This is a genomic window from Tunturiibacter gelidiferens (assembly GCF_051013345.1).
Classification (GTDB): domain Bacteria; phylum Acidobacteriota; class Terriglobia; order Terriglobales; family Acidobacteriaceae; genus Edaphobacter; species Edaphobacter gelidiferens_A.
The window spans coordinates 88,863-112,999 of the sequence record NZ_CP132939.1 but is presented as its reverse complement, the minus strand read 5'-3'; the positions used below and the strand labels follow the sequence as shown (position 1 = coordinate 112,999).

General features: G+C 56.2%; 25 protein-coding genes and 1 pseudogene. 18 read left to right on the top strand and 8 right to left on the bottom strand.

Translation table 11 applies throughout. The annotated features are described in order from the left end of the window. Positions 1-12: 12 nt before the first annotated feature. The 3 genes from RBB80_RS00540 to RBB80_RS00530 all read left to right on the top strand — a co-directional run bounded on the left by RBB80_RS00540 (position 13) and on the right by RBB80_RS00530 (position 5,496). A complete protein-coding gene (locus RBB80_RS00540; protein ID WP_433966438.1) occupies positions 13-3,987 on the top strand; it encodes a sigma 54-interacting transcriptional regulator in 3,975 nt (1,324 codons plus the stop codon). Positions 3,988-4,450: 463 nt separating this feature from the next. Beyond that, positions 4,451-5,161, top strand: a complete 711-nt coding sequence (locus tag RBB80_RS00535; protein WP_433966437.1) for a sigma 54-interacting transcriptional regulator — start codon at positions 4,451-4,453, stop codon at positions 5,159-5,161. Beyond that, entirely contained in the window at positions 5,125-5,496 is a 372-nt protein-coding gene (locus tag RBB80_RS00530; protein WP_433966436.1) for a helix-turn-helix domain-containing protein, read from the top strand. Before RBB80_RS00535 ends, RBB80_RS00530 begins: the two co-directional genes overlap by 37 nt. A gap of 323 nt (positions 5,497-5,819) precedes the next feature. Here the strand turns inward: RBB80_RS00530 and RBB80_RS00525 are convergent, their stop codons facing one another. Next, complete coding sequence (locus RBB80_RS00525) at positions 5,820-6,764, bottom strand: LysR substrate-binding domain-containing protein (protein WP_433966435.1); 945 nt, start codon at positions 6,762-6,764, stop codon at positions 5,820-5,822. Between the two features lie 156 nt (positions 6,765-6,920). Between RBB80_RS00525 and RBB80_RS00520 the strand changes: the two genes are divergently transcribed. The 5 genes from RBB80_RS00520 (at position 6,921) to RBB80_RS00500 (ending at position 9,353) form a co-directional block, all read left to right on the top strand. Then, the gene (locus RBB80_RS00520) at positions 6,921-7,157 is read left to right on the top strand and encodes a hypothetical protein (RefSeq protein ID WP_433966434.1); all 237 of its coding nucleotides are present in this window, start codon (positions 6,921-6,923) and stop codon (positions 7,155-7,157) included. After that, a complete protein-coding gene (locus tag RBB80_RS00515; RefSeq protein WP_433970029.1) occupies positions 7,055-7,339 on the top strand; it encodes a nuclear transport factor 2 family protein in 285 nt (94 codons plus the stop codon). Before RBB80_RS00520 ends, RBB80_RS00515 begins: the two co-directional genes overlap by 103 nt. A gap of 117 nt (positions 7,340-7,456) precedes the next feature. After that, positions 7,457-8,032: a cysteine hydrolase family protein gene (locus RBB80_RS00510; RefSeq protein ID WP_433966433.1), complete on the top strand. Its 576-nt coding sequence runs from the start codon at positions 7,457-7,459 to the stop codon at positions 8,030-8,032. Continuing rightward, positions 8,029-9,063 carry an FUSC family protein gene (locus RBB80_RS00505; protein WP_433966432.1) on the top strand — a complete coding sequence of 345 codons (1,035 nt, stop codon included), beginning with the start codon at positions 8,029-8,031 and terminating at the stop codon, positions 9,061-9,063. Before RBB80_RS00510 ends, RBB80_RS00505 begins: the two co-directional genes overlap by 4 nt. 212 nt (positions 9,064-9,275) lie before the next feature. Beyond that, positions 9,276-9,353 carry a hypothetical protein gene (locus RBB80_RS00500; protein WP_433970027.1) on the top strand — a complete coding sequence of 26 codons (78 nt, stop codon included), beginning with the start codon at positions 9,276-9,278 and terminating at the stop codon, positions 9,351-9,353. A 64-nt stretch (positions 9,354-9,417) separates the two neighbouring features. Here the strand turns inward: RBB80_RS00500 and RBB80_RS00495 are convergent. From RBB80_RS00495 to RBB80_RS00480, 4 genes are all read right to left on the bottom strand, one after another. Beyond that, positions 9,418-10,133, bottom strand: a protein-coding gene (locus RBB80_RS00495) for an IS6 family transposase (RefSeq protein ID WP_433966431.1) whose coding sequence is annotated in 2 segments (ribosomal slippage) — positions 9,418-9,554 and positions 9,554-10,133 — 717 coding nt in all. Because the reading frame shifts where the segments join, the coding sequence is not laid out codon by codon here. A gap of 694 nt (positions 10,134-10,827) precedes the next feature. Then, positions 10,828-11,787, bottom strand: coding sequence for an IS5 family transposase (locus RBB80_RS00490; RefSeq protein WP_433964127.1), 960 nt, complete (start codon positions 11,785-11,787; stop codon positions 10,828-10,830). Positions 11,788-11,874: 87 nt separating this feature from the next. Next, entirely contained in the window at positions 11,875-12,519 is a 645-nt protein-coding gene (locus RBB80_RS00485) for a hypothetical protein (protein WP_433966430.1), read from the bottom strand. 129 nt (positions 12,520-12,648) lie between these two features. After that, positions 12,649-13,257 (bottom strand): hypothetical protein, encoded by a 609-nt coding sequence (locus RBB80_RS00480; RefSeq protein WP_433966429.1) that lies wholly within the window; start codon positions 13,255-13,257, stop codon positions 12,649-12,651. A 22-nt stretch (positions 13,258-13,279) separates the two neighbouring features. Here RBB80_RS00480 and RBB80_RS00475 point away from each other — a divergent pair, with 22 nt between their 5' ends. From RBB80_RS00475 to RBB80_RS00460, 4 genes are read left to right on the top strand one after another with little or no spacing between them, the layout of a single operon-like run. Then, positions 13,280-13,516, top strand: a complete 237-nt coding sequence (locus RBB80_RS00475) for a DUF4129 domain-containing protein (RefSeq protein ID WP_433966428.1) — start codon at positions 13,280-13,282, stop codon at positions 13,514-13,516. Next, positions 13,513-14,694, top strand: a complete 1,182-nt coding sequence (locus RBB80_RS00470) for a DUF4350 domain-containing protein (RefSeq protein WP_433966427.1) — start codon at positions 13,513-13,515, stop codon at positions 14,692-14,694. The genes RBB80_RS00475 and RBB80_RS00470 overlap by 4 nt, the downstream gene beginning before the upstream one ends. Further along, entirely contained in the window at positions 14,687-15,661 is a 975-nt protein-coding gene (locus RBB80_RS00465; RefSeq protein WP_433966426.1) for an AAA family ATPase, read from the top strand. Before RBB80_RS00470 ends, RBB80_RS00465 begins: the two co-directional genes overlap by 8 nt. A gap of 3 nt (positions 15,662-15,664) precedes the next feature. Then, positions 15,665-17,119, top strand: a complete 1,455-nt coding sequence (locus tag RBB80_RS00460; RefSeq protein ID WP_433966425.1) for a DUF58 domain-containing protein — start codon at positions 15,665-15,667, stop codon at positions 17,117-17,119. Here RBB80_RS00460 and RBB80_RS00455 read toward each other — a convergent pair. Continuing rightward, entirely contained in the window at positions 17,116-17,799 is a 684-nt protein-coding gene (locus RBB80_RS00455; RefSeq protein WP_433966424.1) for a stage II sporulation protein M, read from the bottom strand. The two genes, RBB80_RS00460 and RBB80_RS00455, sit on opposite strands and share 4 nt — an antisense overlap. Before the next feature lie 521 nt (positions 17,800-18,320). Between RBB80_RS00455 and RBB80_RS00450 the strand changes: the two genes are divergently transcribed. From RBB80_RS00450 to RBB80_RS00430, 5 genes are all read left to right on the top strand, one after another. Further along, entirely contained in the window at positions 18,321-18,941 is a 621-nt protein-coding gene (locus tag RBB80_RS00450; protein ID WP_433966423.1) for an RDD family protein, read from the top strand. 916 nt (positions 18,942-19,857) lie between these two features. Further along, on the top strand, positions 19,858-21,048 hold the full coding sequence (locus tag RBB80_RS00445) for an immunoglobulin domain-containing protein (RefSeq protein ID WP_433966422.1): 1,191 nt from the start codon (positions 19,858-19,860) through the stop codon (positions 21,046-21,048). A gap of 618 nt (positions 21,049-21,666) precedes the next feature. Beyond that, positions 21,667-22,044 (top strand): hypothetical protein, encoded by a 378-nt coding sequence (locus RBB80_RS00440; protein WP_433966421.1) that lies wholly within the window; start codon positions 21,667-21,669, stop codon positions 22,042-22,044. A 305-nt stretch (positions 22,045-22,349) separates the two neighbouring features. Further along, on the top strand, positions 22,350-22,559 hold the full coding sequence (locus tag RBB80_RS00435; RefSeq protein ID WP_433966420.1) for a M48 metallopeptidase family protein: 210 nt from the start codon (positions 22,350-22,352) through the stop codon (positions 22,557-22,559). Continuing rightward, positions 22,517-22,864: a pentapeptide repeat-containing protein gene (locus RBB80_RS00430; protein WP_433970026.1), complete on the top strand. Its 348-nt coding sequence runs from the start codon at positions 22,517-22,519 to the stop codon at positions 22,862-22,864. The genes RBB80_RS00435 and RBB80_RS00430 overlap by 43 nt, the downstream gene beginning before the upstream one ends. On the opposite strand, the pseudogene RBB80_RS00425 reads toward RBB80_RS00430, so the two are convergent. Together RBB80_RS00425 and RBB80_RS00420 are read right to left on the bottom strand one after the other, a co-directional pair. Next, positions 22,761-22,994 (bottom strand): annotated as a pseudogene (locus RBB80_RS00425) (DDE-type integrase/transposase/recombinase); the annotation flags it as partial. The gene RBB80_RS00430 and the pseudogene RBB80_RS00425 overlap by 104 nt on opposite strands. A 12-nt stretch (positions 22,995-23,006) precedes the next feature. Further along, positions 23,007-23,246 (bottom strand): hypothetical protein, encoded by a 240-nt coding sequence (locus RBB80_RS00420; RefSeq protein ID WP_433966419.1) that lies wholly within the window; start codon positions 23,244-23,246, stop codon positions 23,007-23,009. 492 nt (positions 23,247-23,738) lie between these two features. On the opposite strand from RBB80_RS00420, the gene RBB80_RS00415 reads away from it, so the two are divergent. Further along, positions 23,739-24,026 carry an NAD-dependent epimerase/dehydratase family protein gene (locus tag RBB80_RS00415; protein WP_433966418.1) on the top strand — a complete coding sequence of 96 codons (288 nt, stop codon included), beginning with the start codon at positions 23,739-23,741 and terminating at the stop codon, positions 24,024-24,026. Positions 24,027-24,137 lie beyond the last annotated feature (111 nt).

Below are 24,137 nucleotides of genomic sequence, written 5' to 3'. Positions count from 1 at the left end.
GAGCGCTTCGAGGTGGCCGAACTCAACCTCGCCGCCGGCAAGCGGGCCGAAGCTTCCACAGCCTACTCTTCAGCTTTTCAGTATGCCATCGCTGGCCTTGCACTCTTGACGAATGAGTGTTGGGAACGCCGTCACGATCTTGTCTTCCAACTGGAACTGCTTCGGGCCGACTGCGAGTTCCTGACTGGCGAGCTGGCCATCGCGGCCGAGCGCGTGGAAATGCTTCGATCGTGTGCCTCAAATACCGTCGAACTAGCGATGGCCACGTGCCTGGGTATCGATGTTTATATGGCGATCTCTCAGATGAACCGTGCAATCGCCATCGGCCTCGACTACCTGCACCATCTCGGTATCGACTGGCCGCTCCAGCCAACGGAGGAACAGGTACGAAGCGAATACGAACGGATCTGGTCACGGCTCGGAAGTCGCGAGATCGAGGAAGTTATGGACTTCCCCCTGATGAGCGACCCCACGTCTATCGCGACTCTGGATGTTCTGACCAAGGTATTGAGCTCTGCAGTGTTTACGGATACGAATCTTTTTGCCCTGGTCGTCTGTGGGGCGGTTAGTCTCAGCATCGAGCACGGCAACAACGACGGTTCGTGCGTCCACTATGTTTGGCTTAGCTTCGTAGCGGGTCATAGGTTCGGCGACTACAAGAATGCACTTCGATTCGGTCAGCTCGGCTATGATCTGGTCGAAAAGCGTGGTTTGAAGCGCTTCCAGGCTGCGACCTATGCCGCTTTCGCAAATTGCATCATGCCATGGATGAAGCATCTCTTGGCTTGCTGTAATGTGACGCGTCAAGCCTTCGAGATTGCAAAGACAATCGGCGACCTCACCTACGCAGCGTACAGCCGTATCTGCCTGAACACACTGCTTATCGGGACGGGAGATCCGCTCGCTGAAGTGCAAAGGGAAGTCGAGAATGGCCTTAGCTTTGCACAGAAGGCGAAGATCGGTTTCGCCGCTGACATGGCCAATCTGCAGCTCTGTCTTATCCGAACGCTCAGGGGCCTGACGACAAAATTCGGTTCCTTTGACCATGCAGAGTTCGACGAAATAGGGTTCGAGCGTCGTCTGGAGAGCTACGCGCCGACGGCCCATTGCTGGTACTGGGTCCGAAAGCTACAAGCGCACTTCTTTGCCGGTGACTTTGCTTCTGCCATCGAGGCTTCATTGAAGGCCCGGCCGCTGCTTGCGACATTACCGAATTTTGCGCCGGCAGAATATGAATTTTACAGCGCGCTCGCCCGTGCAGCGTTCTGCGATTCTGCAACGGCGGGCCAAAGCCGGGAGCATTACGATGCTCTCGAAGCTCACTACAAACAGCTCCAAATATGGGCGGAAAACTGCCCGGAGAATTTCGAAAACCGCGCCGCTCTGGTGGGGGCGGAAATTGCGCGCATCGAAGGCCGCACGCTCGACGCCGAAAAACTTTACGAAGATGCCATCCGCTCCGCACAAGCGAATGGTTTTGTTCACAACGAAGCGCTCGCCAACGAATTGGCAGCGGGTTTCTATCGAGCCCGGGGATTGGAGAAGGTCGCAAAGGCGTATTTGAAGGAGGCTCGGTCTCTCTATGCGCGTTGGGGAGCCGACGGAAAAGTAAAGCAACTCGACGAACTCTACCCGCGCCTTCGCGACGAACGGACTCCCACCTCCTCGACCGCGATTGCGCCACCGGTACGGCAGCTCGACGTCGAGACTGTGGTTAAAGCTTCGCAGGCACTTTCGAGTGAGATGGTCCTCCCCAGTCTCATCGAGAAGCTCGTGCGAATCGCGGTGGAGCATGCCGGGGCCGAGCGGGGTTTGTTGATCCTGATTCGGGACCTCGAACCGCGGATAGAAGCCGAAGCCACTACTGGTCCGGGCAGGATCGAGCTGGTCGTTCGCCAGGAGCAGGTTACACCGTCTGATCTCCCTCAATCCGCGCTGCATTACGTGATCCGGACGCAGGAGAGCGTGCTTCTGGATGATGCTTCGGCCGACGACGTGTATTCAAAAGACGAATATGTGCGGCAGAAGCGCTCCAGGTCCATCCTCTGCCTGCCCATCGTCGAGCGGGCGCAGCTTGTCGGCGCACTCTATCTGGAGAACAATCTGACTGCGTGCGCCTTCACGCCGGACCGGGTTGCCGTGCTGCAGTTCCTGGCTTCGCAAGCCGCAATTTCGCTGGAGAACGCCAGCCTCTATTCAGATCTGCAACGCAGCGAAGCTTTCCTCACTGAAGGGCAGAGCATAAGCCACACTGGCAGCTTCGGCTGGAGTGTGGCCAGCGGAGAAATCTACTGGTCGGCGGAAACCTACAATATCTTTGAACTCGATCGAGCGGTAAAGCCTACGCTGGAGATGATACTGCCGCGACTTCATCCCGACGACAGAGATCTCGTGCAGCAAACCCTCGATCGGGTAATTGAGACAAAAGCCGATTTTGATCTTGAGCACCGTTTGCTGATGCCGGACGGTTCAGTCAAACATCTTCACGTTTTAGCTCGCGCGTTAACGACGTCTTCTGGGAACCTTGAATTCGTAGGGGCCGTGACGGACGTCACAGTAGCAAAGCAGGCGGAAGAGAAAATTCGGGAACAGGAATTGGAACTCCGTCAGATTATGGACGCCGCACCCCAATTCTTGTTTGTGCTAGGGAGCGACGGAAGCCGTCTGTATGCCAACCAATCCGTCCTCGAGTTCCGCGGTCAAACGGTTGAAGAGTGGCAGAAGCTCGATTTTCGTGAGCGCTTTCATCCAGACGATGCGGAGCGTATGGCTCGCGAAAGGGAGCAAGCACTTTCAAGCCGATCTCCGTTTGAGACCGAAGCACGAATGCTTAGACATGACGGCAAGTATCGTTGGTTCCTCTTCCGTTACAAGCCGCTGAAAGATCAGTTGGGACGCGTTACGCGTTGGGTTGTCCCGGCGATTGACATTGATGATCGCAAACGATCGGAAGAGAGACTGCAGCAGGAGAACATTGCGCTGCGCGAGGAAATTGATAAAGCGTCGATGTTCGAGGAAATTGTTGGAACTTCTCCGGCTCTCCAAACGGTGCTTTCCCGCGTGTCCAAAGTCGCTGCCACGGATTCCACCGTTCTGATCACCGGCGAGACAGGAACAGGCAAGGAACTGGTTGCCCGTGCAATACACCGACGCTCCCGGCGCGCCTCTAACGCGTTTGTGAGTGCGAATTGTGCAGCCATCCCACGCGACTTGATCGCCTCGGAATTGTTCGGCCATGAGAAAGGCTCCTTCACTGGGGCAACTCAACGGCGTCTGGGACGCTTTGAACTGGCAGAAAGGGGCACAATCTTCCTTGACGAAGTTGGAGAGCTTCCGGCCGAAACCCAGATCGCTCTGTTGCGCGTTCTGCAGGAACACGAATTTGAGCGTGTCGGCGGAACTGGCCACATCCGAACTGATGTTCGGGTTATTGCGGCAACTAACCGCGACTTGGAGGCCGCCATCGCGGCAGGCATGTTCCGGAGCGACTTATTTTACCGCCTTAACGTTTTTCCAATTGAGGTACCCCCTCTTCGAATACGAAGAGAAGACATTCCCCTGCTGGTGGAGTACTTCATTGATCGCTACGCAAGGAAGGCAGGAAAGAGTTTTCAGTCGGTAAGCAAAAAGAGCCTCGATCTGCTCCAGTCGTACCCTTGGCCGGGTAACATTCGTGAATTGCAGAACGTAATTGAGCGATCCGTCATCGTATGCGAGACGGAGACTTTCTCAGTTGACGAGAGTTGGCTTTCTCGACAGCCTCCTGTAATTGAGCCGGATGGCCGATCAGACCTATTCAAGAGGCTTCCCTCCCAAGAGAAAGCGATCATCGAGACTGCGTTGAGCGAATGCGGAGGCCGAGTGTACGGGCCCTCCGGTGCCGCAGCCAGACTCGGCATACCACGTTCCACTTTGGAGTCAAAGATCAGGTCGCTGAAGATCAACAAGACTCGCTTCAAAATTACAGATTCCTCGAAGACCGTCTAGCCCTCCTTCGTGCGTCATTCCCGGTTGCTTGGCGAGTGGACTTTTGTGCCGCATTCGCCAATTGGCGAAACTCGCCAATTTTATGGTTCGTCAATTGCCGTATTTTCAGCGTGTTACAGTTGGCAACTGGTTTGCATTCCTAACCGCGAGCGAAGACGCCCCGATGATCAAGAGAGGAAAGATGCTGAGAATTCGAAGGTCGGCGAACGCGCAAGTGGTCTTTAGGCTGAGCGGCCGAATGGGCCTGGAAGAGACAGTCGAATTGGAAACACTAATTAAGTCGGAAGAAAACGGCCGCCCAATTGTCTTGGACCTAAAGGATGTAACTCTGGTAGGTCAAGACGCCATTGCCTTTCTCGAGCGATGTGAAGCAGACAATATCACACTGAAAAATTGCGCGGCATACGTCCGCGAGTGGATCACGAGAAAGAGAGAAAGTAGTTAGCAATTGACTGGTGGGGTAATGACAATGTTCTCTTCTGTTTCTGCAATTAAGCCGGACAAGGAATATGCGCCCGTCAGGTCGTTTGAGGATAGTCCGGATATCAATCAGGGCGAGCTGATTGGATCTAGCGCTAGCTTTCAAGCGTTGCTGAGGAGAGTGAGGATTGTGGCGCCCACGGATTCTGTCGTCCTGATCCAGGGGGAAACCGGGACGGGAAAAGAATTGATTGCTAAGGCAATTCACAATCAGAGTTCTCGACGGGACGCCCTGCTTTTAAAAATGAATTGCGCTGCGATCCCTGCAGATCTGTTGGAGAGCGAACTCTTCGGGCATGAAAAAGGAGCATTCACTGGTGCGGTTGCACAGACCATGGGCCGATTTCAGCTGGCTCACAGGGGCACGCTGTTCTTGGACGAGATCGGCGATCTTCCCGTTCAACTCCAGCCCAAACTGCTGCGTGTTCTCCAAGAGCAGGAATTTGAGAGATTGGGTAGCGGACGCCCCATTAAGGTGGATGTCCGCGTAGTGACCGCGACGAACCAGGAGCTTTTAACATTGGTTCAAGGTGGTCAATTTCGGGCGGATCTTTACTATCGGCTGAATGTCTTTCCGATCTGCCTGCCTCCGTTGAGGGACCGGTCAGGCGATATCCCTCCCTGGTTCGGCACTTCGTCCGCAAGTATTCGCAGCGATTGCAGCGAAACATCGAGTACATTCCCGATGAGGTGATGGATGCGCTAGAGCGCTACGACTGGCCGGGCAATATCCGTGAATTGCAGAACATCGTGGAACGGGCGGTCATTTTAAGTGAAACGGACACCTTCTTCGTTGATGAGAGTTGGCTAAAACGTGAATCGGCAGAGTCTCGGCAGCCGCGCGAGGGGCTTTCGACGCTGGCCGATCGTGAAGTAGAGATGATCGAAGCTGCACTGGCTGACTGTCATGGACGCATTTCCGGACCTTCAGGCGCGGCTGCCAAACTGGGGATTCCGCGACAAACGCTTGAATCGAAAATCAGACGCTTGGGAATCAGCAAGTACGGTCTGAAACTTCAATCCTCCTAATTGGGGCGGCCGTCGCTTCGGATACATTTGCGCAGACTTATCTTCTCGCTTCTAGCTTTTTCCTTGCAGCCGGACGGCGGACCATACATATACGTCCACATGGATCACGTCCGAATATCCAATCATCCGCACAGACCTCTAAGCCCAAAACCTCTCCGCAGGCGGCGCGTTGAGAGTGTTGCGACTTGGTACCAAGTGAAAATGCGGCGTGTTTTCCTCTTTATGTATTGCGATCTACTTCGGAAGGCAGTTGGCCTGTCTACTCTGCAACCATTACCTCATTCTCATGCCAGAACAAAATCAGGCATATGCTGCATATTGTCTCAAGCAGTTTGGCGAACAAGAACCATGAACACACTATCCGATTTTGAGTGAGCTTCGGATGAATTTCTTTTTGCTGCGCATGAAATCAAGAAAAGATTTGTGCGTTTCTCCTTCGCGATTCGGAGACCACGCCATGACCAAATCGATGCCGCCCCCGGATCGATGAGCGGGCAGAAGGAGAGATCGTGGAACCGGCTATGTTGAAGACCGGAAGGCAGCAGCGTTATGCCTTCGCCTGCCTCCACCAAGGTAAGCACGCTGGAAACGAGATTCGACGTTTGAACAATGTTCGGCGAAAAACCCGCCTGTGCACAGAGTGAAGTGATCTTATCGAAGAAGGTGGACGCGATGTTTCTGTCGCATACCACGAAGCGTTCGTTGGCCAGATCATGAAGCCGGAGCGGTCCGCCCGCCAACCGGTGATCTGCGGGAAGTACGGCCACCACCGGGTCCGTATACAACAGTTCGGAGCGGAGCTGGGAATCGTAAGGAGGCTCAAGCGGCCGCGTGAAGCCGATGTCAATCGAACCGTTGAGCAAAGCCTCCGGCTGCGCTCGCGAGAGCATTTCCATCAGCGAGAGCTGCACACCCGGGTGGAGTTGACGAAAGCCGCGGATGATTCCCGGAAAGAATGCGCCGGTTCCCCAAATCAGAAAGCCAATCGTGAGCGATCCGATCTCGCCTCGTGCCGTCCGTTGCGCGATGTCGACCGCGCGATCCGCAGCTGCGACCACCTTGCGCGATTCCTCCAGAAACCTCTCACCCGCGCTCGTCAGAGATACTTGCGACTGCGTGCGATTGAGCAGCTTCACGCCGATCTCTTGCTCCAGATCACGAATCTGCGCACTGATAGAGGATTGTGAAGTATGGAGCGGGCGGGCGGCGCGATTAAATCCATTCCAGTCTGCTACGGCACAGAAGTAGCGGAGATGCCGCAGTTCCATATCCTGACTCCTATCGAGAAAAGCGAACGCTGCGTTCGAAACAAAGCGTGCTTCGAATGGACAAAATCCTACTCTATCTATTTGTAAGCTCCGCTTGAGGCTGCCGCAACGGATTCGGGTCGCAAGCGAAAATCCCAAAACCAAGGAGAAACTTAGGTGGCAATTACACAGATGGCAATTACACACGAAAGCGTTCGCGAACTCTTCAAAGGACTGGAGAACGGCGATGGCTCTGCTTTCTTCCAACATGTCGCCGACAACGTCGACTGGACGGTCATGGGAACGCACCCCTGGCCGGTCACTACCTCAGCAAGAAGGCTTTCATCGAAGGCACCTTCGCAAAGCTGGGACAGGTTCTTCCCAATGGCGCTCAGCTGCATACCGAGAATGTGATCGTCGAAGGCGATCAGGCTGTGGTCGAGCTTCATTCGCTGGCGACAGCCAGGAATGGCATGCGATTCGATAACCGCTACTGCTGGGTGGTCTATTTTCAGGATGGATTGATCGTTCGCGTGCGCGCCTACCTCGATTCGACCATGGTTGCCCGGCTGTTCGAGGAGAATCCGATTGCATAAGCGGCGAGAGTTTTCGCTCTACGGCGTTCCGGTACCACTGTGTACGACGTTGTGTTGACCGGATCGTCACCTGTTTTCAAGCGCAGCTTGCGATCAAACAATCTGAAAGGAACAGAGATGGCAACAGCATTTATTGGTCGAGATTTCATCAATGACATCGTTCATCCGGAGGGCAAGATCTCGCACACTGCTGACCTTGCCGCAGAGCGTGGCGTCATCGAGAAGGTGAATCACGCTCTGGCAACTGCGCGTGAAAAGGGATGGTTAACAATTCTGGTGAAAGTTGGCTTTGCCAAAGGCTATACAGATCAGCCAAAGCAATCGCCGTTCTTTGGACGTCTCCACGAGATTGGAGCGCTCGAGGCGGAATCTTCAGGTATGGACTTTCACCCGGAGCTCAAGGCAGAGCTTGCGGATCTGGTGATTGTCAAACCGCGCATCAGCGCCTTTTACGGCACACAACTGGATGCAGCTCTACGGGCGCGCAAGGTTAACCGGCTGATTATCGCGGGAGTGAGCACGGCATGGGCGGTGCAGAGCACGGTGCGCGACGCGCACGACCGCGATTACGAGGTATATGTGTTGGAAGACGCCTGCGCCGCTGCGACGGAACCGGTGCATCAATCCTCCATGGAGTTGCTGGGCTCGATCGCCAGGGTGATCCGGGTGGAGGATCTGGTGGGGATTTCGTGATCTCTGCCTGGGATGACGCGATCGATCTCGATCACGTCGCAGCGACACGTGCCGTGATTGTACTCATGCCACTCGTTCTGCTGGCCATGATCTCGGGGGATGGCATCTGGTTGCGCGCGGCTCTGGTCACCATCTCGACCTTTATCGCCATGGAGCGCTCCGGGCTGGCGCCGCTCGGAACGCTGCTGCATGGAGCAGCGATCATCGTCTCCTATCTGGCGCTGCTGGCAACGCAGACCGCCGAGCCCTTGTTCGTCGCGGGCTGCGCTATGCTTGCGGCGGCCTCCATCCTCTTTAGCGGATGGGATGCGAGGTTGCGATCGCTTGGCAATTTCACCTTTATTCCGGCTCTCTACCTTGCGTGCGAGACTGAAGAGTGGCGAGGGCCGGGCAATCAACTGCATCGCGGCATTCACTTTCTTCCCGTCATGGTGTTGGCCATCCTTCCGGTTCTGGTGATGTCAGCATTGGAGCACCGGAACACTCGTCCGTTGCATGTCAGCCGGCTTCGACATTTCAGAGCGGTGTTGTGCTGGGCTGAGCGGAATGAGTCCATACCGTATATCGAGGCGCTGGTGGCGACGGCGCTGGCGGTTGGCCTGGTCGCGCACACGGTGATGGTGTGGCGGCTGGATCAAGGGCAATGGATGATCTGGTCAACCGCGAGTGTGATTACCGGCGACCTCACCAGCGGACGCCAAAAGCTGCGGGACCGGACGGTCGGTGCGCTCGTGGGTGTTCCGGCCGGAATTGGGACAGGGATTTTCCTTCCGCACAGCACCTTTGCATACGACCTCGCCTTGTTGGTCGCCGTGCTGACATTGGTCGCGGTGCGCCCGTATGTGCTCGCCTTCGGTCTGCGTTGTACGTGCGTCGCGCTTGCCCTGATGTTTGCAGGCCACTCCTCCGGGATGGCCGCAGAGCGGGCTTCGCACGTCATCCTCGGGGGACTGGTCGGATTTACTGTCATGTACGCAGTGCGGGTTGTGGCAGTGCAAATAAGGCGAGCGGCACGGGGTTTTGAGGTGTAAGCGCGTGCGTCGCGGCAACCCTTGAAGAAAGCAAATCAGGTCATTACCTAGAGGCGATCGCTGCGCTGGAGAATATTAGGAACCTTGGCGAAAATCGCGGCTACTTTTTCGAATGGCGCGAAATCGTCGAGTCATTTTCCGACCAATGGCTGCGAATTCACCTGTCAGTATAGTCGCCACTCGGGACAGGTGGCGCAGACGAACAATTTACTCTGGGTACCGCCGCGGACGCGCATCGGCGCTTACAGTCTGGGCAGGCCCGAGGGAAAGTAGTGGTTGACATAATATGACGGAGCCATCGGCTCTGGTGCAAATATTTTCGGTGGGCAGAAAGAGTCTTGGAGAAGGATTGATCTATGCAGCGAGGACAGCGTTCCAGATAGCGGGCGCAGCTTGGTCTTTGAGGCGTAAGGATCCGAGGGCGAATTGGCCTTTGTGAATACGACGTAGTAGTTCGATTCCGGCAATGGTGATGGCGCATAATCGAAACGCTTGAATCCGAGCATAGGTCCGGTTCTGGACTTGATCCCGCGATGATCCTGCTCAATTAGATTGTTCAGGTATTTCGATGATCGCAGCTTGGTGTGCTTCCATACCTCGTTTTCGCTCGGCATCTCACGCACTGCGCGATGCGATGCGGCATAGCCATCCAGGGTGATGCGGAGGGGAGCACGCCCTTGGGTGCGGAGCGCTTTGCGGAAGAATGCCTTGGCCGCTGCAACGTCTCTCTTTGGACACAGCCGGAAGTCGACTGTATTGCCCTCCTTGTCCACGGCAGGGTAGAGATAGACCCATCGGCCGCGCACCTTCAGGTACGTTTCGTCTACGCGCCAGGAACGGCCAACTTTGCGTGCATAGCGAGCCCAGCTCTTTTCGAACTCCGGAACATATCGCTGCACCCAACGCATGATCGTGGTATGCGCAAGCTCCAGTCCGCGTTCTGCCATCATCTCGACCAGATCCCGCAAACTGAGCTTGTAGCGAAGGTACCAACGTACGCACAACAGGATCACCTCACGATCAAAGTGTCGACCCGCAAACAATGCCTTCGTTCCATTCCGTCTACTCATCCCCTACTCAGCTCCCCCAAATAACACTGTACCCGATGGGGAAACTCGTTATTTGCACCAGAGCCCGCAAGGTCATGTCGGCTATTATCTTCCGTTCCGTAGTCCGAAGTGCGTGAAGGTTCCCGACATCGGACCTGTCAATTTTGGACCTCCCACGGGATGTACCGCAGTCGCTCAAACGGCAACGTCCACACAAGGGGTTGGAATTCATAAAATTTATGCCGTAAGTAAGGGCCAACCAACTGAGGCAGACGCAATCGCTAGTGCGAAGGCGAAGCTTAGCGGTGGGATTAATATGATTGACGTGCTCGTGAGTGGTTGCGAATATGCGCACGGTGCAGTCGCTGGTTCCCTAAAAAACCTATATAACAACAACACTCGTCAGCAGTACGTTGTCGCGCAGGGAGTCTACGAAGCCTTTGGTGCTGCGATCGCTGCATCTAAGGAAAGCGCAGAACAATCTGCTTTGGGACAATGCCATGCAACACCAAAGTATCGGGAAAACCCAGAGTCGGATTTCTGTCGAGTCGTTGAATCATGGTAATAGTTAGCTGCTAAGGAACCTCTGCGTAGGCGTCTGACTTTCTGGGGTCAGGGAGTGGGCATGGAAGATGCGCGGGTTTTGGTTGGTTTGATGCTGTTGGAGGGCTAATTGGAACGCGCATCCGCCCGTTTTCCGGGGCTTCCAGGCGCACTACTGCCCAAGGACTGCCAGACGTTTGCGGTGCAGGTACAGGTTCACCAGCGCGAAGTTCGCGCACAGGCGGTGATGGTTCTTCGCGATGCCTCTGTATCTCACTTTGTCGAAGCCGAAGATGCGCTTCAGGATCCGGAACGGATGTTCTACCTTGGCCCGCACCCTCGACTTACTCCGGTTCTTCTTTTTCTGTAACTCGTCGACATAGTTTTTGAACTTCGTCCGCTTGCAGGTCATGTCCTGTGCCTTCGGAGCGGCCTCTTGGATGGCGTCGGTCTGGCCCTGATAGCCGCCGTCGCCCCACACCTTACGCTCTTGGCCGTGCAGCAGTTCCGGTAACATGTGGCAGTCCGCCACGCTGGCTGCGCTCGTCGCCACAGAGTGGACGATGCCCTCCCTCGCGTCCACGCCGATATGCGCCTTCAGGCCGAAGTACCACTGGTTGCCCTTCCTGGTCTGGTGCATCGCCGGGTCGCGCTCGCCACTCGCGTTCTGGGTCGACGAAGGCGCATGCAGGATGGTCGCATCGACAATCGTGCCCGTCGCGATCCGGATGCCCCTGGCATCCAGATGCACGTTCACCGCATCCAGCATCAACCCGCCCAGCTCGTGCCTCTCCAGCAGATGACGGAACCGCAGGATGGTCGTCTCATCCGGCGCAGGCGCAATCCCAAGGTCCACGCCAACGAACCGCCGCAGCGCCGCAGACTCGTACAACGCCTCTTCCACCCCAGGGTCCGACAGATTGAACCACTGCTGCACAAAGTAAGTCCGCAGCATGATCGCCAACCCTACCGGCTGCCGTCCCTTGCCCGCCTTCGCATAGTGCGGTCGTACCAGGGCTTCCAGCGCAGACCATGGAACCACCTGCTCCATCTCGTCCAGAAACAACTCCCGCCGACTCTTCCGCCCGTACTTCTCAAACACACCCTGACTCGACAGACTCTGCTGCTTCATCGCAATCTCCTCGCAGCTATCAGATTAATCAATCAGGCAAGCGATGCAGAACTTGTGCAGACTCTCCCTAACAGGAGAATATCGCCTTCAGTAGTAATCGCTCATCATGTCATTCCACGTTTCAATTAAATGCCCGTAATACAAATCGATACCTTCTAGGTAGTTGCATAGGCGCTCCATGTATTCAGCAAACTGTCCAAGGTTAATTCGTTCGATGTCACCAACCGACACTTCACCGTCTTTAGTTAGCGGATAGCGAAAGCTGAACGAGCCTTTATCAACTGCATGTAGTTGTTCAATATATGCTTCGATTCCTTCCACTTCATCGGGTGGCAGGGTGCCGCCACTTATTTGAGACACCTCATCTTGAACGACCTTAAATGCCGTCCATAGAGCACGGAGGCTATGCGAATTGTTTTGAAGGCTGAACTCTGCGGCTGTCATCTCCCGATGGACCGCGTTACATCCTTCACGAATCAATCGCTTGAGTGTCAGCTCAACGAAGTGACGATATGCATGGCAAATTGGAAAGACTAGAAAGTCGGCATCGCCGCGTTCGGCGACCGATTGCGTAAGAAGTCTCCCTGCCCTTCGATAGCCTTGGCGGTAGGTGTAGTCATTACCAGGTCGATAGTCGAGCATCGCATCCATTTGCCAGCGTGCTCTGTCACTCCCGAATAAGATGTCTGATTTATGCGGTACTACAGGTGGGACGGAGTTGTCATCATCCATGCATTACTCCTCTACCTATTATGTGTGCGGCTGTCATTCCGCCGCTCACCGCGACACAGCTAACAGCCTGCACTTCACGAGCAAGTCTTTCTACCTTTGCGTATCTGATACGTAAACCCGACACACTGTTTAGACTCTGCTGCTGTCCTCACTCCTACCTTCTAACTCCTCAATGCCAACGCCGATCATTAGCGCACGATAGCGTTCTTCGTAAAACTCCCGTGGCTCAAACGCCACGATCAACGCCCTCCACACTTCGCGCAACCTCTCATCAACTTTTGCAGTCTTCTCCTGATCGTATCGGAAGCGAACCTGTATTTCCGTGAGGATGCAGACCAAGATGGCAGCGGCTCTGCATAGGTGCATGGTAATGTACGGTAAGAATTGAACACGGAGTTTTGGCCTCGACTCATGCGGCAGCGCGTCCGTCACGAAGTGCGCCATGTTTGGCAGAAGCCCCTCGAACGAAGCGTGCATGAGAGCCGAGTAGTCAGACCATGATCCTAACGTCAGCGAACGGAAGAACGATTGGAGAGGCGTGTCGTTTCCGTAGCAATCGCTCAAGTATCTCCCAAAGGTGGGCCAGTTCTTGGCAGTCCGAGCGTCTGCTTCAACAACCCCAGTCTGTGCAAGCATGGCGGCCAGTAGTCTACGCCGATCTTGAAAGTGCTGTTGCCATTCGGGACGGCTACCATATCGCGCCTCCTCTTCTTCGAGATTGAGGAGAAACTTCTTCATCCCACCCAGTCTGCGAGACGCAGTGCACGCGTTGTATTGGCAGACCATCTCTCGTTTTGAGGAGCGTCGCATGTGGGCCACGACACGTTCGCGAACGCCGCGTGAGTACGTGGCGCTGCTTGAGCCGGGGTCAGAGCGCCGCAGGTTGCTACGGGAGCAAACGGCTTTGCTAGAGACGATCTGGTATGGCCATCTAGAGGCCAACGAAGAGCACTATCGACGCGCGGAAGACCTAACGAAGGAGCTTGGACAGGCGTGAAGGGCGAAAAACAAATAGTGCTCTGGGCAATTGCGGCGGCCGTCGTGATCACGGTTGCAACCGCGGTGTTTGCGCCAGAGAATAATCGCGACGACCCGCGCCCCTCCATTGACAATGCGGGGCCAAACGGCGCGAAGGCGGCCTATGTTTTGTTGCAGCGGCTGGGTTACACGGTCGTAAGATCTGAAAAGCCGTTGACTGATTTGTATTCACTCGACGCAGCACATACGACGCTGGTGCTGGCGAATTCGTTTGGCTCTTCGTCGAAGGAAGAACAAAAGACGGTGGCCGAATACCTGACGCGGGGCGGCCGCGTGGTCGCTGATGGCGAACTCGGCGTCGATGTACTGCCGGGCTTTTATTGGAAGGAAGACAGGCAGGTTCCGGCGGTTTGTTACACGAAGCCGCAGGGAGTGTCCGCGCTGGCGCAGGCGGGTGAATTAGTATTTCACCCTTCAATTCTTGCGAAGGATGACTTGGTCGAGACAGTGGTTGCGCAGAGCTGCGAACATGGCGGCGCGGTCATCACGTATCCGTATGGGGCGGGGACGGCGGTCTGGTGGGCGAGCCCGGAACCGCTGACGAATCGTGGATTGCATGAAGACGCGAACCTCCGGCTACTGCTGGCCAGCCTTGGTGGGACGGAGAGGACTGTGATCTTCAACGAAGCGGAGATCGATGTGCAGCCGGTTTCTCCGTGGGACAAGACGAAGGGAATTCCGTTGACTGCGATGCTGTTGCAACTACTGTTGGTCCTGGGGTTGCTTGTGTTTGCGTATGGCCGCCGCCATGGGCCGCTGCGCACGCTGGCGACGACGCCGCGAACGTCGCCGCTCGAATTTGCGTATTCGATGGGCAACCTATATCACAAGGCAGCTGCTGGGGAAGCCGCGACGCGTGATGCGCGCGAACGATTGATACATGTTCTGGAGCAGCAGTGCGGCGTCTCGCACGATACAGTGCTAGAGGGGCCGGAGGCAGTTGCCTCGACGCTGCTCGCGCGATTCGATTATAGGAATTCCGGGCTCGTACCGCTGTTGGGAGAGACGCAGAGGCCGACGCGCATTGCGCCGGGCGAAGCGCTTGAACGTGTGAAAGAGTTGAACATTGTGGCGGATGAGCTTCGCCGGCGAGTTTCGATGAAACCTATACCTTCTGAGGAGAGACTTCTTGTCTGAATACGATGAACCGCCAGCTCGCGGGGCCAATTCCGTGCAGGAGCTGTTTCAACATGGCACACAGGAGCTGAGCAAGATTTTGGCTGGCCAGCGCGAACTCATCGAGCAGGCGCTGGTTGCTCTACTGGCAGGCGGCCATGCCCTGATCGAAGGCGTGCCAGGGGTGGCGAAGACCCTCGCAGTAAAGTCTCTGGCGAAGTGGCTTGCGCTGGACTACAGGCGCATCCAGGGAACTGCGGACATGATGCCCGCGGACATTACTGGCACGAACGTGTTTTTGCCAGCGAGGAATGAGTTTTCGTTTCATAAGGGTCCGGCGTTCACACAGTTTCTGCTGGCGGATGAGGTGAACCGCATGCCACCGCGCACGCAGGCAGCACTGCTGGAGTGCATGGAAGAGCGACAGATAACAGCGGACGGCGTGCGGCATACGCTTGATCCGTATTTCACGGTCTTTGCGACGCAGAACCCGGTCGAGTTCGAGGGCACTTATCCGCTGCCTGAGGCACAGCTCGATCGTTTTCTTCTGAAGATACGCATTGGTTATCCGAGCGAGAGGGAGGAGCTGACGGTGCTGGAGCGTCATCATACGGCAGCGGGCCCGCTGGATCAGATTGCGATCTCGTCGATAGACCCAGCGTGGGTAGCTGCTGGGAGGGCCGAGGTGCGTGCGGTGAAGGCGGAGGAGCAGGTGCTGCAGTATCTGCTGTCGGTCGTGCGGCGGACGCGCTCGTGGCCTGCAATCTCGCTAGGCGCCTCGCCACGCGCTGCGGTGGCGCTGTTGATTACAGCGAAGGCGTATGCCGCGAAGGATGGACGGGACTACCTGCTCCCGGACGATGTGAAGAGCGCGGCGATGCCTTGCCTGCGGCACAGACTGCAATTGAAGCCCGAGGCGGAGCTTGAGGGACTGGATGCGGACCGCGTGCTCGCCGATGTGCTAACGGCTTCGCCGGTGCCAAAGTAGAAGATGCAGACTCTGATTCCATCGCGGATTTCAGCCACCGCAATACCGCGAGGCCGTCGCAGCATCTTTGGGCTTGCATTGACGCCACGTGCGCTGTGGCTCCTGACGGCTGGAGTTCTGTTCGCAATTCCTTCATTCTTCGTCCCGCGTACTCTGTGGATGATGCCCGCGTGGGACGCGGCGGTGCTGATGCTGGCGGTGTGGGATGCGTTGCGTCTTCCCGCGCCTGCGGTGATCACAATCGAGCGGCGCTTTATGAGTGCTCCTTCTCTTGGGAACCGCACGGATGTAGTGCTGACGATAACGCAGAGTGGAGAGACGGCAATGCGGGTGGCGGTGATGGATGGGCTGCACCCGGCGCTCTCTGTTCTGCCGAGGCTCGATGCGGTGACGGTGTATCCGAATCAAGCTGCGGAGATTCGCATCAAGACATTTCCGGCGAAGCGCGGTGAGCTGCACCTCGACAAGATATATCTTCGCTATCGGTCTGCGGTGGGACTGTCGGAGCGGTGGGCGGCTGCTCCGGTGGAGCAAACCATTGTTGTAATTCCACATGCGGTTGGCGCAACGGATGATGCCATGTACCTGATTCGCGCTCGTCAGATCGAGATGGAGAGACGGCGGCTTGCTCGTATCGGACTAGGGCGCGAGTTTGAATCTCTACGTGACTACAGGAATGGAGACGGGCTGCGCAACATCTCTTGGACGGCGACGGCGCGGCATGGAAGGCCGATTACACGCACATTCCGCTCTGAGCGATCTCAGCAGGTTTGGACGGTGTTGGATGTAGGGCGGCTGTCGCGCACGTCGTTCGAGCGACAAGTTCATTCGAGTAGGGAGACTACACCCAACGCGATCGGCTATCAGGACATGACATTGGACCATCGGCTCCACCTGCAGCAGCTTGACCAGGCCGCTTCCGCAGCGATGCGTCTCGCGCAGGTGGTCGATCGTGCAGGTGATTACAGCGGGCTGCTGGCGTACGGCCGGGGGATTCAGCGGCAGATTCGCCCCGCCAAAGGCGCTTTGCACCTGCGGCGTGTAATGGATGCGCTGGCGGTGATCAAGACGGAGGTCGCAGAGGCCGACCATAGACTGGCTGCGGCTCGGTTGCGGCAGTCGCAAAACAGGCGCTCACTGATCTTCTGGATTACGGAGATCGCTGAGAGTGCGTCGGCCCCGGATATTTCGCTTGCGGTGGCGGACCTGGCGAGAAATCATCTGGTGGTGCTGGTGCTGCTGGAGCACCCTGAGCTGGGTGTGTTTGCCCGCATTCAGCCGCGCAGTGTCGCGGAGATGTTTGCCATTACAGCGGCAAACGAGATGCTGGCGCGCCGGCGCATGGTAGTCGCTCAGCTCCGGAGGCGAGGGGTCCTGGTAGTAGAGACTTCGCCGGAAAATGCCGGCATCGCTGCGATCAATCGTTATCTGGAGATCAAGTCGCGCGGAACTCTCTAGGCGGTTGTCTGTTGCACTGAAGCATCGAGATAGTCTTCGGTGACCGTACTACGCTTCCAGCCGAGCCATGCCCAGAGCAGAGCGAGGAGAGTGGCGCACACTCCGAACTTGATCCCAACAGGAGTTTTAGTGGGAGAAAGAAAGCCTTCGAGCGCGCCAGCGGCGATAAGCATGGGAATTGTGCCTGCAAGAAGACGAACGGCGTCGCTTCCGGCGACTACGAGCGATTCGCGACGTGAGAGCAGTCCTGGGAAAAGCAGCCCCCAGCCGACGCGCAGGCCTGCGCCGCCGGCAATGAAGATGGCGGGCAGTTCGAGTGCGCCGTGTGAGGCGACGAAGCTCCAGAGGCTGAGAGACATGTGGTGCTGCGCGCAAGCGGTGCTGATGACTCCCATCAATAATCCGTTGTTGAAGAGAAGGAGCACGGTGCCGATGCCGCCGACGATACCGCCAGCGAAGGTCATGAAAGTGACGCTCAGGTTGTTAGTGGTGATCTGGGCCGACGCCTGCGGTTTCATGGCGACGACCGAGTCAGTCCACATCTGGTGCCGCTCGATAGTGCGCACCATGGTGGGACCGAGAAACTGGCGCATGAAATCAGGACGCGCGAGTGTGAGAAGACTGCCGAGGAGCATGCCCGCGAGAAATATGAGCAGGGCAGCAGATGTGAAGCGAATCATCGCCCGAAATATAGCGGGATAATCACGCGTAAAGAAGTGCAAAGCGCTGTGAAGGCTGCTCTTTTTCCGGCATAAACGAGGCGATGGGCGCGTGCTACGAGGCGGTTGAGGTAGTCTGCAGCGATTTTGGCAGAGCGATCGCTGCGGACTGCGGAGAGGTCGGCTGCAGCTTGCCGATAGAGCAGGCCCAAATCACTTAGCTCAGCCGCTGTGAGGCTGTGCAGCCGAAACTTTTCGGCCTGATGGATTAGGGATTCCAATTTGGCCCAAGACGGCCTACGCTGATCTAACCAGGCATTTGAGATCATGGATACCTATCAATATAAAGACCAGCTTAGCATCGACACTCCGGAGCAAGTTTCCCTTAGTTTCCCTATCGCTGGGCTCGGCTCTCGCATTCTTGCTCATCTTGCCGACCTTGCTTTGCAAGGCGTGGCGTATGTCATCTTGGTCCTCCTGGCCATTCTCGCGTTCTCCAGGCAGATTGGATCGCTTAACCAGTTATCCGATCGGCAAGGTAAGTGGCTCGTCGCGGGTTTGTTGTTTGCCAACTTCCTTTTTTCTGGGGGTACTACACGTTCTTTGAGGCCTTGTGGAACGGCCAGACTCCCGGTAAGCGTTGGACCAATCTCCGCGTGATCAAGGATTCCGGTAGGCAAATTACGTTCTTCGAGTCGATGTCGCGCAATCTGATTCGCATCGTGGATTACCTGCCGAGTATGTATATCGTCGGAATCATCACAATCCTAATCAGCAAGGAGAACAAGCGTCTAGGTGATCTTTTGGCAGGTACCATCGTCGTCCGGCAGGAACTGACTAACGTTGCAGACGCGGGGTATTCAAGCCGGACTTTCACGGCCCCTCTCATTTCGACGCCCGCGTCAGCGGCCGTCGTAGATCCTGGGATCGAATTCGATCCGCTCGCGATCGCACGACTCTCCACCGAAGACCTCATGATGATCGAGGCCTTCACGGCGCGGATTCCAGAGCTCGATTCTGATACGACGGACCGCATTGCAAAGCAGATGCTCGTGTCACTGTGCCAGAAGATGCAGATAGAGGTTCCCGTCTCACCTAGTAACCGCCGTTGTCTAGACGCGATCTCGCACTCTTTGCGAGATACAGGCATCTATCGCGACTAGGTGGAGATTAGGATCTCACCAGTAATTGGTGGGGCGTACCAATCCGCCTGACCTCTCATCTCTTCAACTCTCGCGGATCCGGTCGTAGGTGGCTGTGATATATTGCGACAGCTATATATATATTGTCGCTGCAAAATGGTCGCTGTGGAGGATTGGCATAGCGGCTGCCGCGTGCGGGTATATATGCGGGTATTTCTAATGGGATATTCTTTTTGAGCCTGATTCCAAAGGGTTTATTCCTGAAGGCGAATCCTCCTCTCCCATTTTGTCTGTCAGGTCTTGGAGTTGTGATTAGCTTCGGCAGAAACTAGGGAAATCGCCCTAAAATTGAGTTTTTCTTCGCCGAGTTCGATCTCCAGAGAGCGCTGTGGGTGAAACCTCTGGCCTGCGTGGCCGAATATCTCCGAGTCAAGTCGGGTGGAGAGAATCCCCCATTCCCGCCACCTATCTATTCTAGGAAGTTCCAAGACATCCAAATACTCTTATTGCTTCTGTCGGGGGTTCATGGGGGTAAAGAAGCCGGCGGAACTTGCAGACCGCTTAGACCATGTCAGAGCTGAAGGAAGACTTCCTCCCGCATGAGAAGGGCCGCTAGGGAAGCTCAAGGACGAAATCTAGGTCGAATTGGCCATTCTCCAACCTCTTGTGAGTTCCCTCGGGATTGTCATCGTGACGGTGATCAGGTGTCCGAGTCGATGCCAGTAAAAGACCAGGTTGGCAGAAACCTTCGATAGAGGTGGCGAGGGTTACGGTAGGTATACTAAACTCAAAGTCCTTCACGGCTGTCTTTGCTCGAGATTCACCTTGTGCTCATTGTTGGGCCCGGTCGGCACGCTGGCCTCTTCCGAATGTGTCGAGCCGTCTGCCACAGTGATAGGTCTGAACTGAAATTTTTGCAACTCTGTTTAGGAGCCCGATGCTCAAAGTAGCTGCATCTCTTAACTCGCTTTTCGCTTCGTCACTTTTTACTCCGCGCCGCGGCACTTTGATCGGCGCGCGACGATCAAGCCGCTTGGTGATGTTCCGGTCGGGATGCATCCAGCTTCTCACCGCCACCCTGGTGCTGCTGGTGATGACAGCCTGCAGCGGAGGAGGAGGGAGTAGCAACTCTGCTCAAAGCCCCACCATCACGAAGCAGCCCGTGAATCAGGCTGTGACTGTGGGACAAACTGCTACGTTCAGCGTTGCCGCCACAGGAACAGCGCCGCTCACTTATCAGTGGTTCGACAACGGAACAGCGATTGCGGGAGCCACTTCGAGCACCTACACCACTGCTGCGACGGTGATCGGAGACAATAATTCGCAGTTCACGGTGACGGTATCCAATGCTGCTGGATCAATCAACAGCAATCCTGCCACGCTTACGGCGATGATTGGCTTGCCAGTGATTACGACGCAGCCGAAAAGCGTGAATGTTTGCAACAGCGCCTCGATAACGCTATCCGTAGCAGCACTCAACGCAAGTACCTACCAGTGGTCTTTCAACGGATCGCCGATTGCCGGCGCCACCAGCTCGAGCTACTTCATCGCTAGCGCCACCGCAACCAATGCCGGAAGCTACACCGTCACGGTTACAAATGCTGCGGGCAGCGTCACCTCCCAAGCGGCCACGGTCCTGGTGGGAACGTCTATTACGTCGAATCCTGTAAGCCTTTCGATCGCACAAGGCCAGACCGCCACATTCTCCATTGCGGCTGCTGGAGACGCTCCCTTTAGCTACCAGTGGTACGTCATCGCTCCCGGCGGTTCGACTGGAGTTGCGATCGCTGGTGCCACCTCGAGCACCTATACGACCCCGGTAGAGGTACTTAGTTCCAGCGGCTTGCAATACTACGTCACGGTGACGGACACCTGCGCGACCGTTCTGACCAGCACCTCCGCTACCCTCACAGTCACTCCGGGTAATGTGCCCCCCACAATCACCACGCCACCTGTCAGCCAAACCGTAGCCATTAGCAGCACCCCAACATTGACCGTGACCGCTGTCGGCCCCCCCACTTACCTACCAGTGGTATCGCATCCCAGCGGGGAGCACCGGGGGCACCGCGATCTCGGGCGCAACCGCTGCCACCTACACTGTTCCGGCGGCAAATACTATCGCCAGTAACGACCAGGATGGCTACTATGTCATCGTATCGAACAGTTACGGGCAGGCCACATCTCAAACCGCCATTCTTGCGGTTGGTACTGGAATCCAGATCACGAAGCAGCCGGTAACCGTATACGCCAGCGCGGGAGGATCGGCTACGTTCTCGGTAACGGCTACTTCTTCCCTCCCACTGACGTATCAGTGGTTTGAGGCTGCGCCCGGAACCTCCAAGTTCTCCGCAATTTCAGGGGCAACAGGTGCGACCTATACGCAGGCTTCGACGGCGACCACCGATTCCGGCTCGGTCTTTCATGTGGTCGTCAGTAACGGATCTTCTGCTTCTGTAACCAGCAGTTCAGCTTCACTTTTCGTTGGAGCTCTAACAAGTATCGGCAATCTCTGCTCTGGTTGGCTCCCGCGTGGCAGTGCGCTAGCCCCTTCAGCTTCCTGCACCGTTCAACTTACCCCAGCTACGGCCTTTCAAAGCGGCGAGATCGTCTGGCCCAACCTCATCTCTACCGGCAACCTTCAACTCAGTTTCACTTTCACGACCAGTGATTCGAGCACTCCTCCAGCAGACGGCTACGCCATGACCTTGGGCGACCCTCTCTCGGAGCAACGACCAACAGCATCGGATTGAACGGAGGCGGGCTGGGAGCTCAGGGAATTCCCGGAGTTGTGGTCGCCTTCGATGATTACCATGATCTCAACGATCCACCTGTTCCTTACGTCGCTGTGGGTAGAGGAGAGACCAATCTATGGGAAAACCCGTACTTCATCGTCAATACAAATGTCCCTGCACTCGCCACCGCAGGAGCCACGGTATCGCATGATTATGTCGTCTCAATCGTGCAGGGAATGATGACGGTCACGATGGATGGCCTGCAGCTTTTTTCTGGCAGCGTCACCGTTCCTCCTGTCGCCTACCTCTACTTCAACGCATCTACCGGCGATTCCGCTGAACAGGCAGTCATCAGCAACTTCTCAGCCGCAGTTACCGCACCGTCAAACTAGCGGACGAGGAGAATCTGAAGATGGCTGGTGGGCGATCCATTAGCGAAACCAATATCTCGTGTGCCTCATTTTGTGCCACACCTTGCGTGTTTACAACGATTCAGAAGGCGGGAGTCGGCGACTCCGAAGGTGTAAGCGCGAAGATTGCCAAGGCGTTCGTCGATCATCCGAACTGGCGCAGAACGAAGCCGCGCTTCGAGAAGTGCGCAAGGCGGTGACGTTTGCCGTGTATGCGCAAAGCATGACCTGGACGAAGTGGCAGCGATTGTTGAAAAGCTGCTGGATAAGTTGCTGAGGAGTACTGTGTGAACAGGACGAAACGTGACGGTGCGCGAGAGACGCTCGCTCAGCGCGTTCGCGACTGGGCAGCACGGCTGGATGTACGCGTCCAGGCAGTCACCGTCCGAAAGATGCGGAGGAAGTGGGCGAGTTGTTCGACCGCCGGAAGACTCACGTTTGATGAGTCGCTGCTATCCAAGTCTCGGGAGTTGCAACATTACGTGATTGTCCCCTAATTGCTCCACGTCAGCGTCCCAAATCACGGCAAGCTCTGGAAGAGCTTAATGCGAGCGCACTTAAGCGACTACGAGAGATACGAAGAGGAATTGAGATCGAAGTCGTAAACCAAGGTGCCCGGCGACATTACCGACGCCGACCTACTGAGGTAGATCTTACCGACGCCAACCTTACTGGCGCCGACCTCGCTGGAGCAGACCTTACCCGTGCAATCCTAACCGGCGCAGTCCTAACCGGCGCAGTCCCAACGGACACACACTTTGCTGAGGTAGACCCTCCCGCGAACTTGCATTCGCGATGCTGACAGGTGCGCGCAGCTGCGTGCGAAGCGCTTTGCGGAAAAAGGCCTCGGCCGCTGCTACATCTCGCTTCGGGCTCAGTCGGAAGTCGACGGTGTTGCCATCCCGGTCGACGGCGCGATACAGGTAGACCCAACGGCCACGGACCTAGGTCTCGTCAACACGCCACGAGCGACCGCCCTTGCGTGCATAGCCATTCCAGGGCTTCTCGAACTCCGGAAGATGTCTTTGTACCCAGCGCATGATCGTAGTATGCGCAATATCCAAACCGAGTTCGGCCATCATCTCGACTAAATCGCGGAGGCTGAGTTTGTAGCGCAGATACCAGCGCGCGCACAGGACGAGGATCTTGCGATCAAAATGTCGCCCCGCAAACAGCTCCTTCATCCCCCTTCAGCTCGCCCATCTACCGGGTCTCATTGCTTCAATCCACTACTCCAATCGGTTCCAGAATGCTGTCTGCATCAGAGCCCAAAATCCGATGTGCAGTCCGACGAAAAGGCAACCCTGCCGGTCGGAAGACTTCCTCTACGTGCAATTTCTGAAGCGGCATGACCATCCCGAGTTGAGGGCACGACCTGACGGGGAAGTGACCGGTACGCCTCGAAAGAGGCCTTTGACCATTCCGGTCCAACTCACTCAGCCACAAGTGTTAGCAGCCACATGGACGTGTAGTCGGCTGTCGGACAGTTGACCTAGAGAGCTTTACTTCCGGATCACGGGCTACACGGAAGTTGGCAGGAGCAGACTACTCGCGAAGTAGGTCGATATCGGACCTAAGCTGTCCTGTGTGTATTTGAAATGTTTCAAGTGCTCGTCGTCCGCACATCGTAAGTGGAGTTCAGTGCAGCTTTACCGGAATTGTTCATCCAAGCTTGTATGAGAATCCTTGTGATCGGCGGGAACGGTTTCATCGGCTCACCATTGGTGAGTGAACTGGTCGGTTCCGGACATGAGGTCGCAGTTTTTCACCGTCGCTCCGATGTTGGTCTTGCCGACTCTGGGGTTGTACAAATCCAGGGGGACAGGAATCGGCTTTCCGACTACGAAGGTACTGCCGAGAGGCCAGACGCCAAAGCACCTATTGCAACCCGGCAATGCGGCTCAGCATGTGGTTGTCAGTTCCGAGCGCATCCGGACGGAGTTGGGCTACGAGGACCTGGTTGAAATTGAGGAAGCGATACGACGAACGATTGCATGGGAGCAACGAAACCTGCCCAGCATTGTCGATCCCCAACAGTTTGATTACAGTGCTGAAGACGCGGCTATCGCCAACCT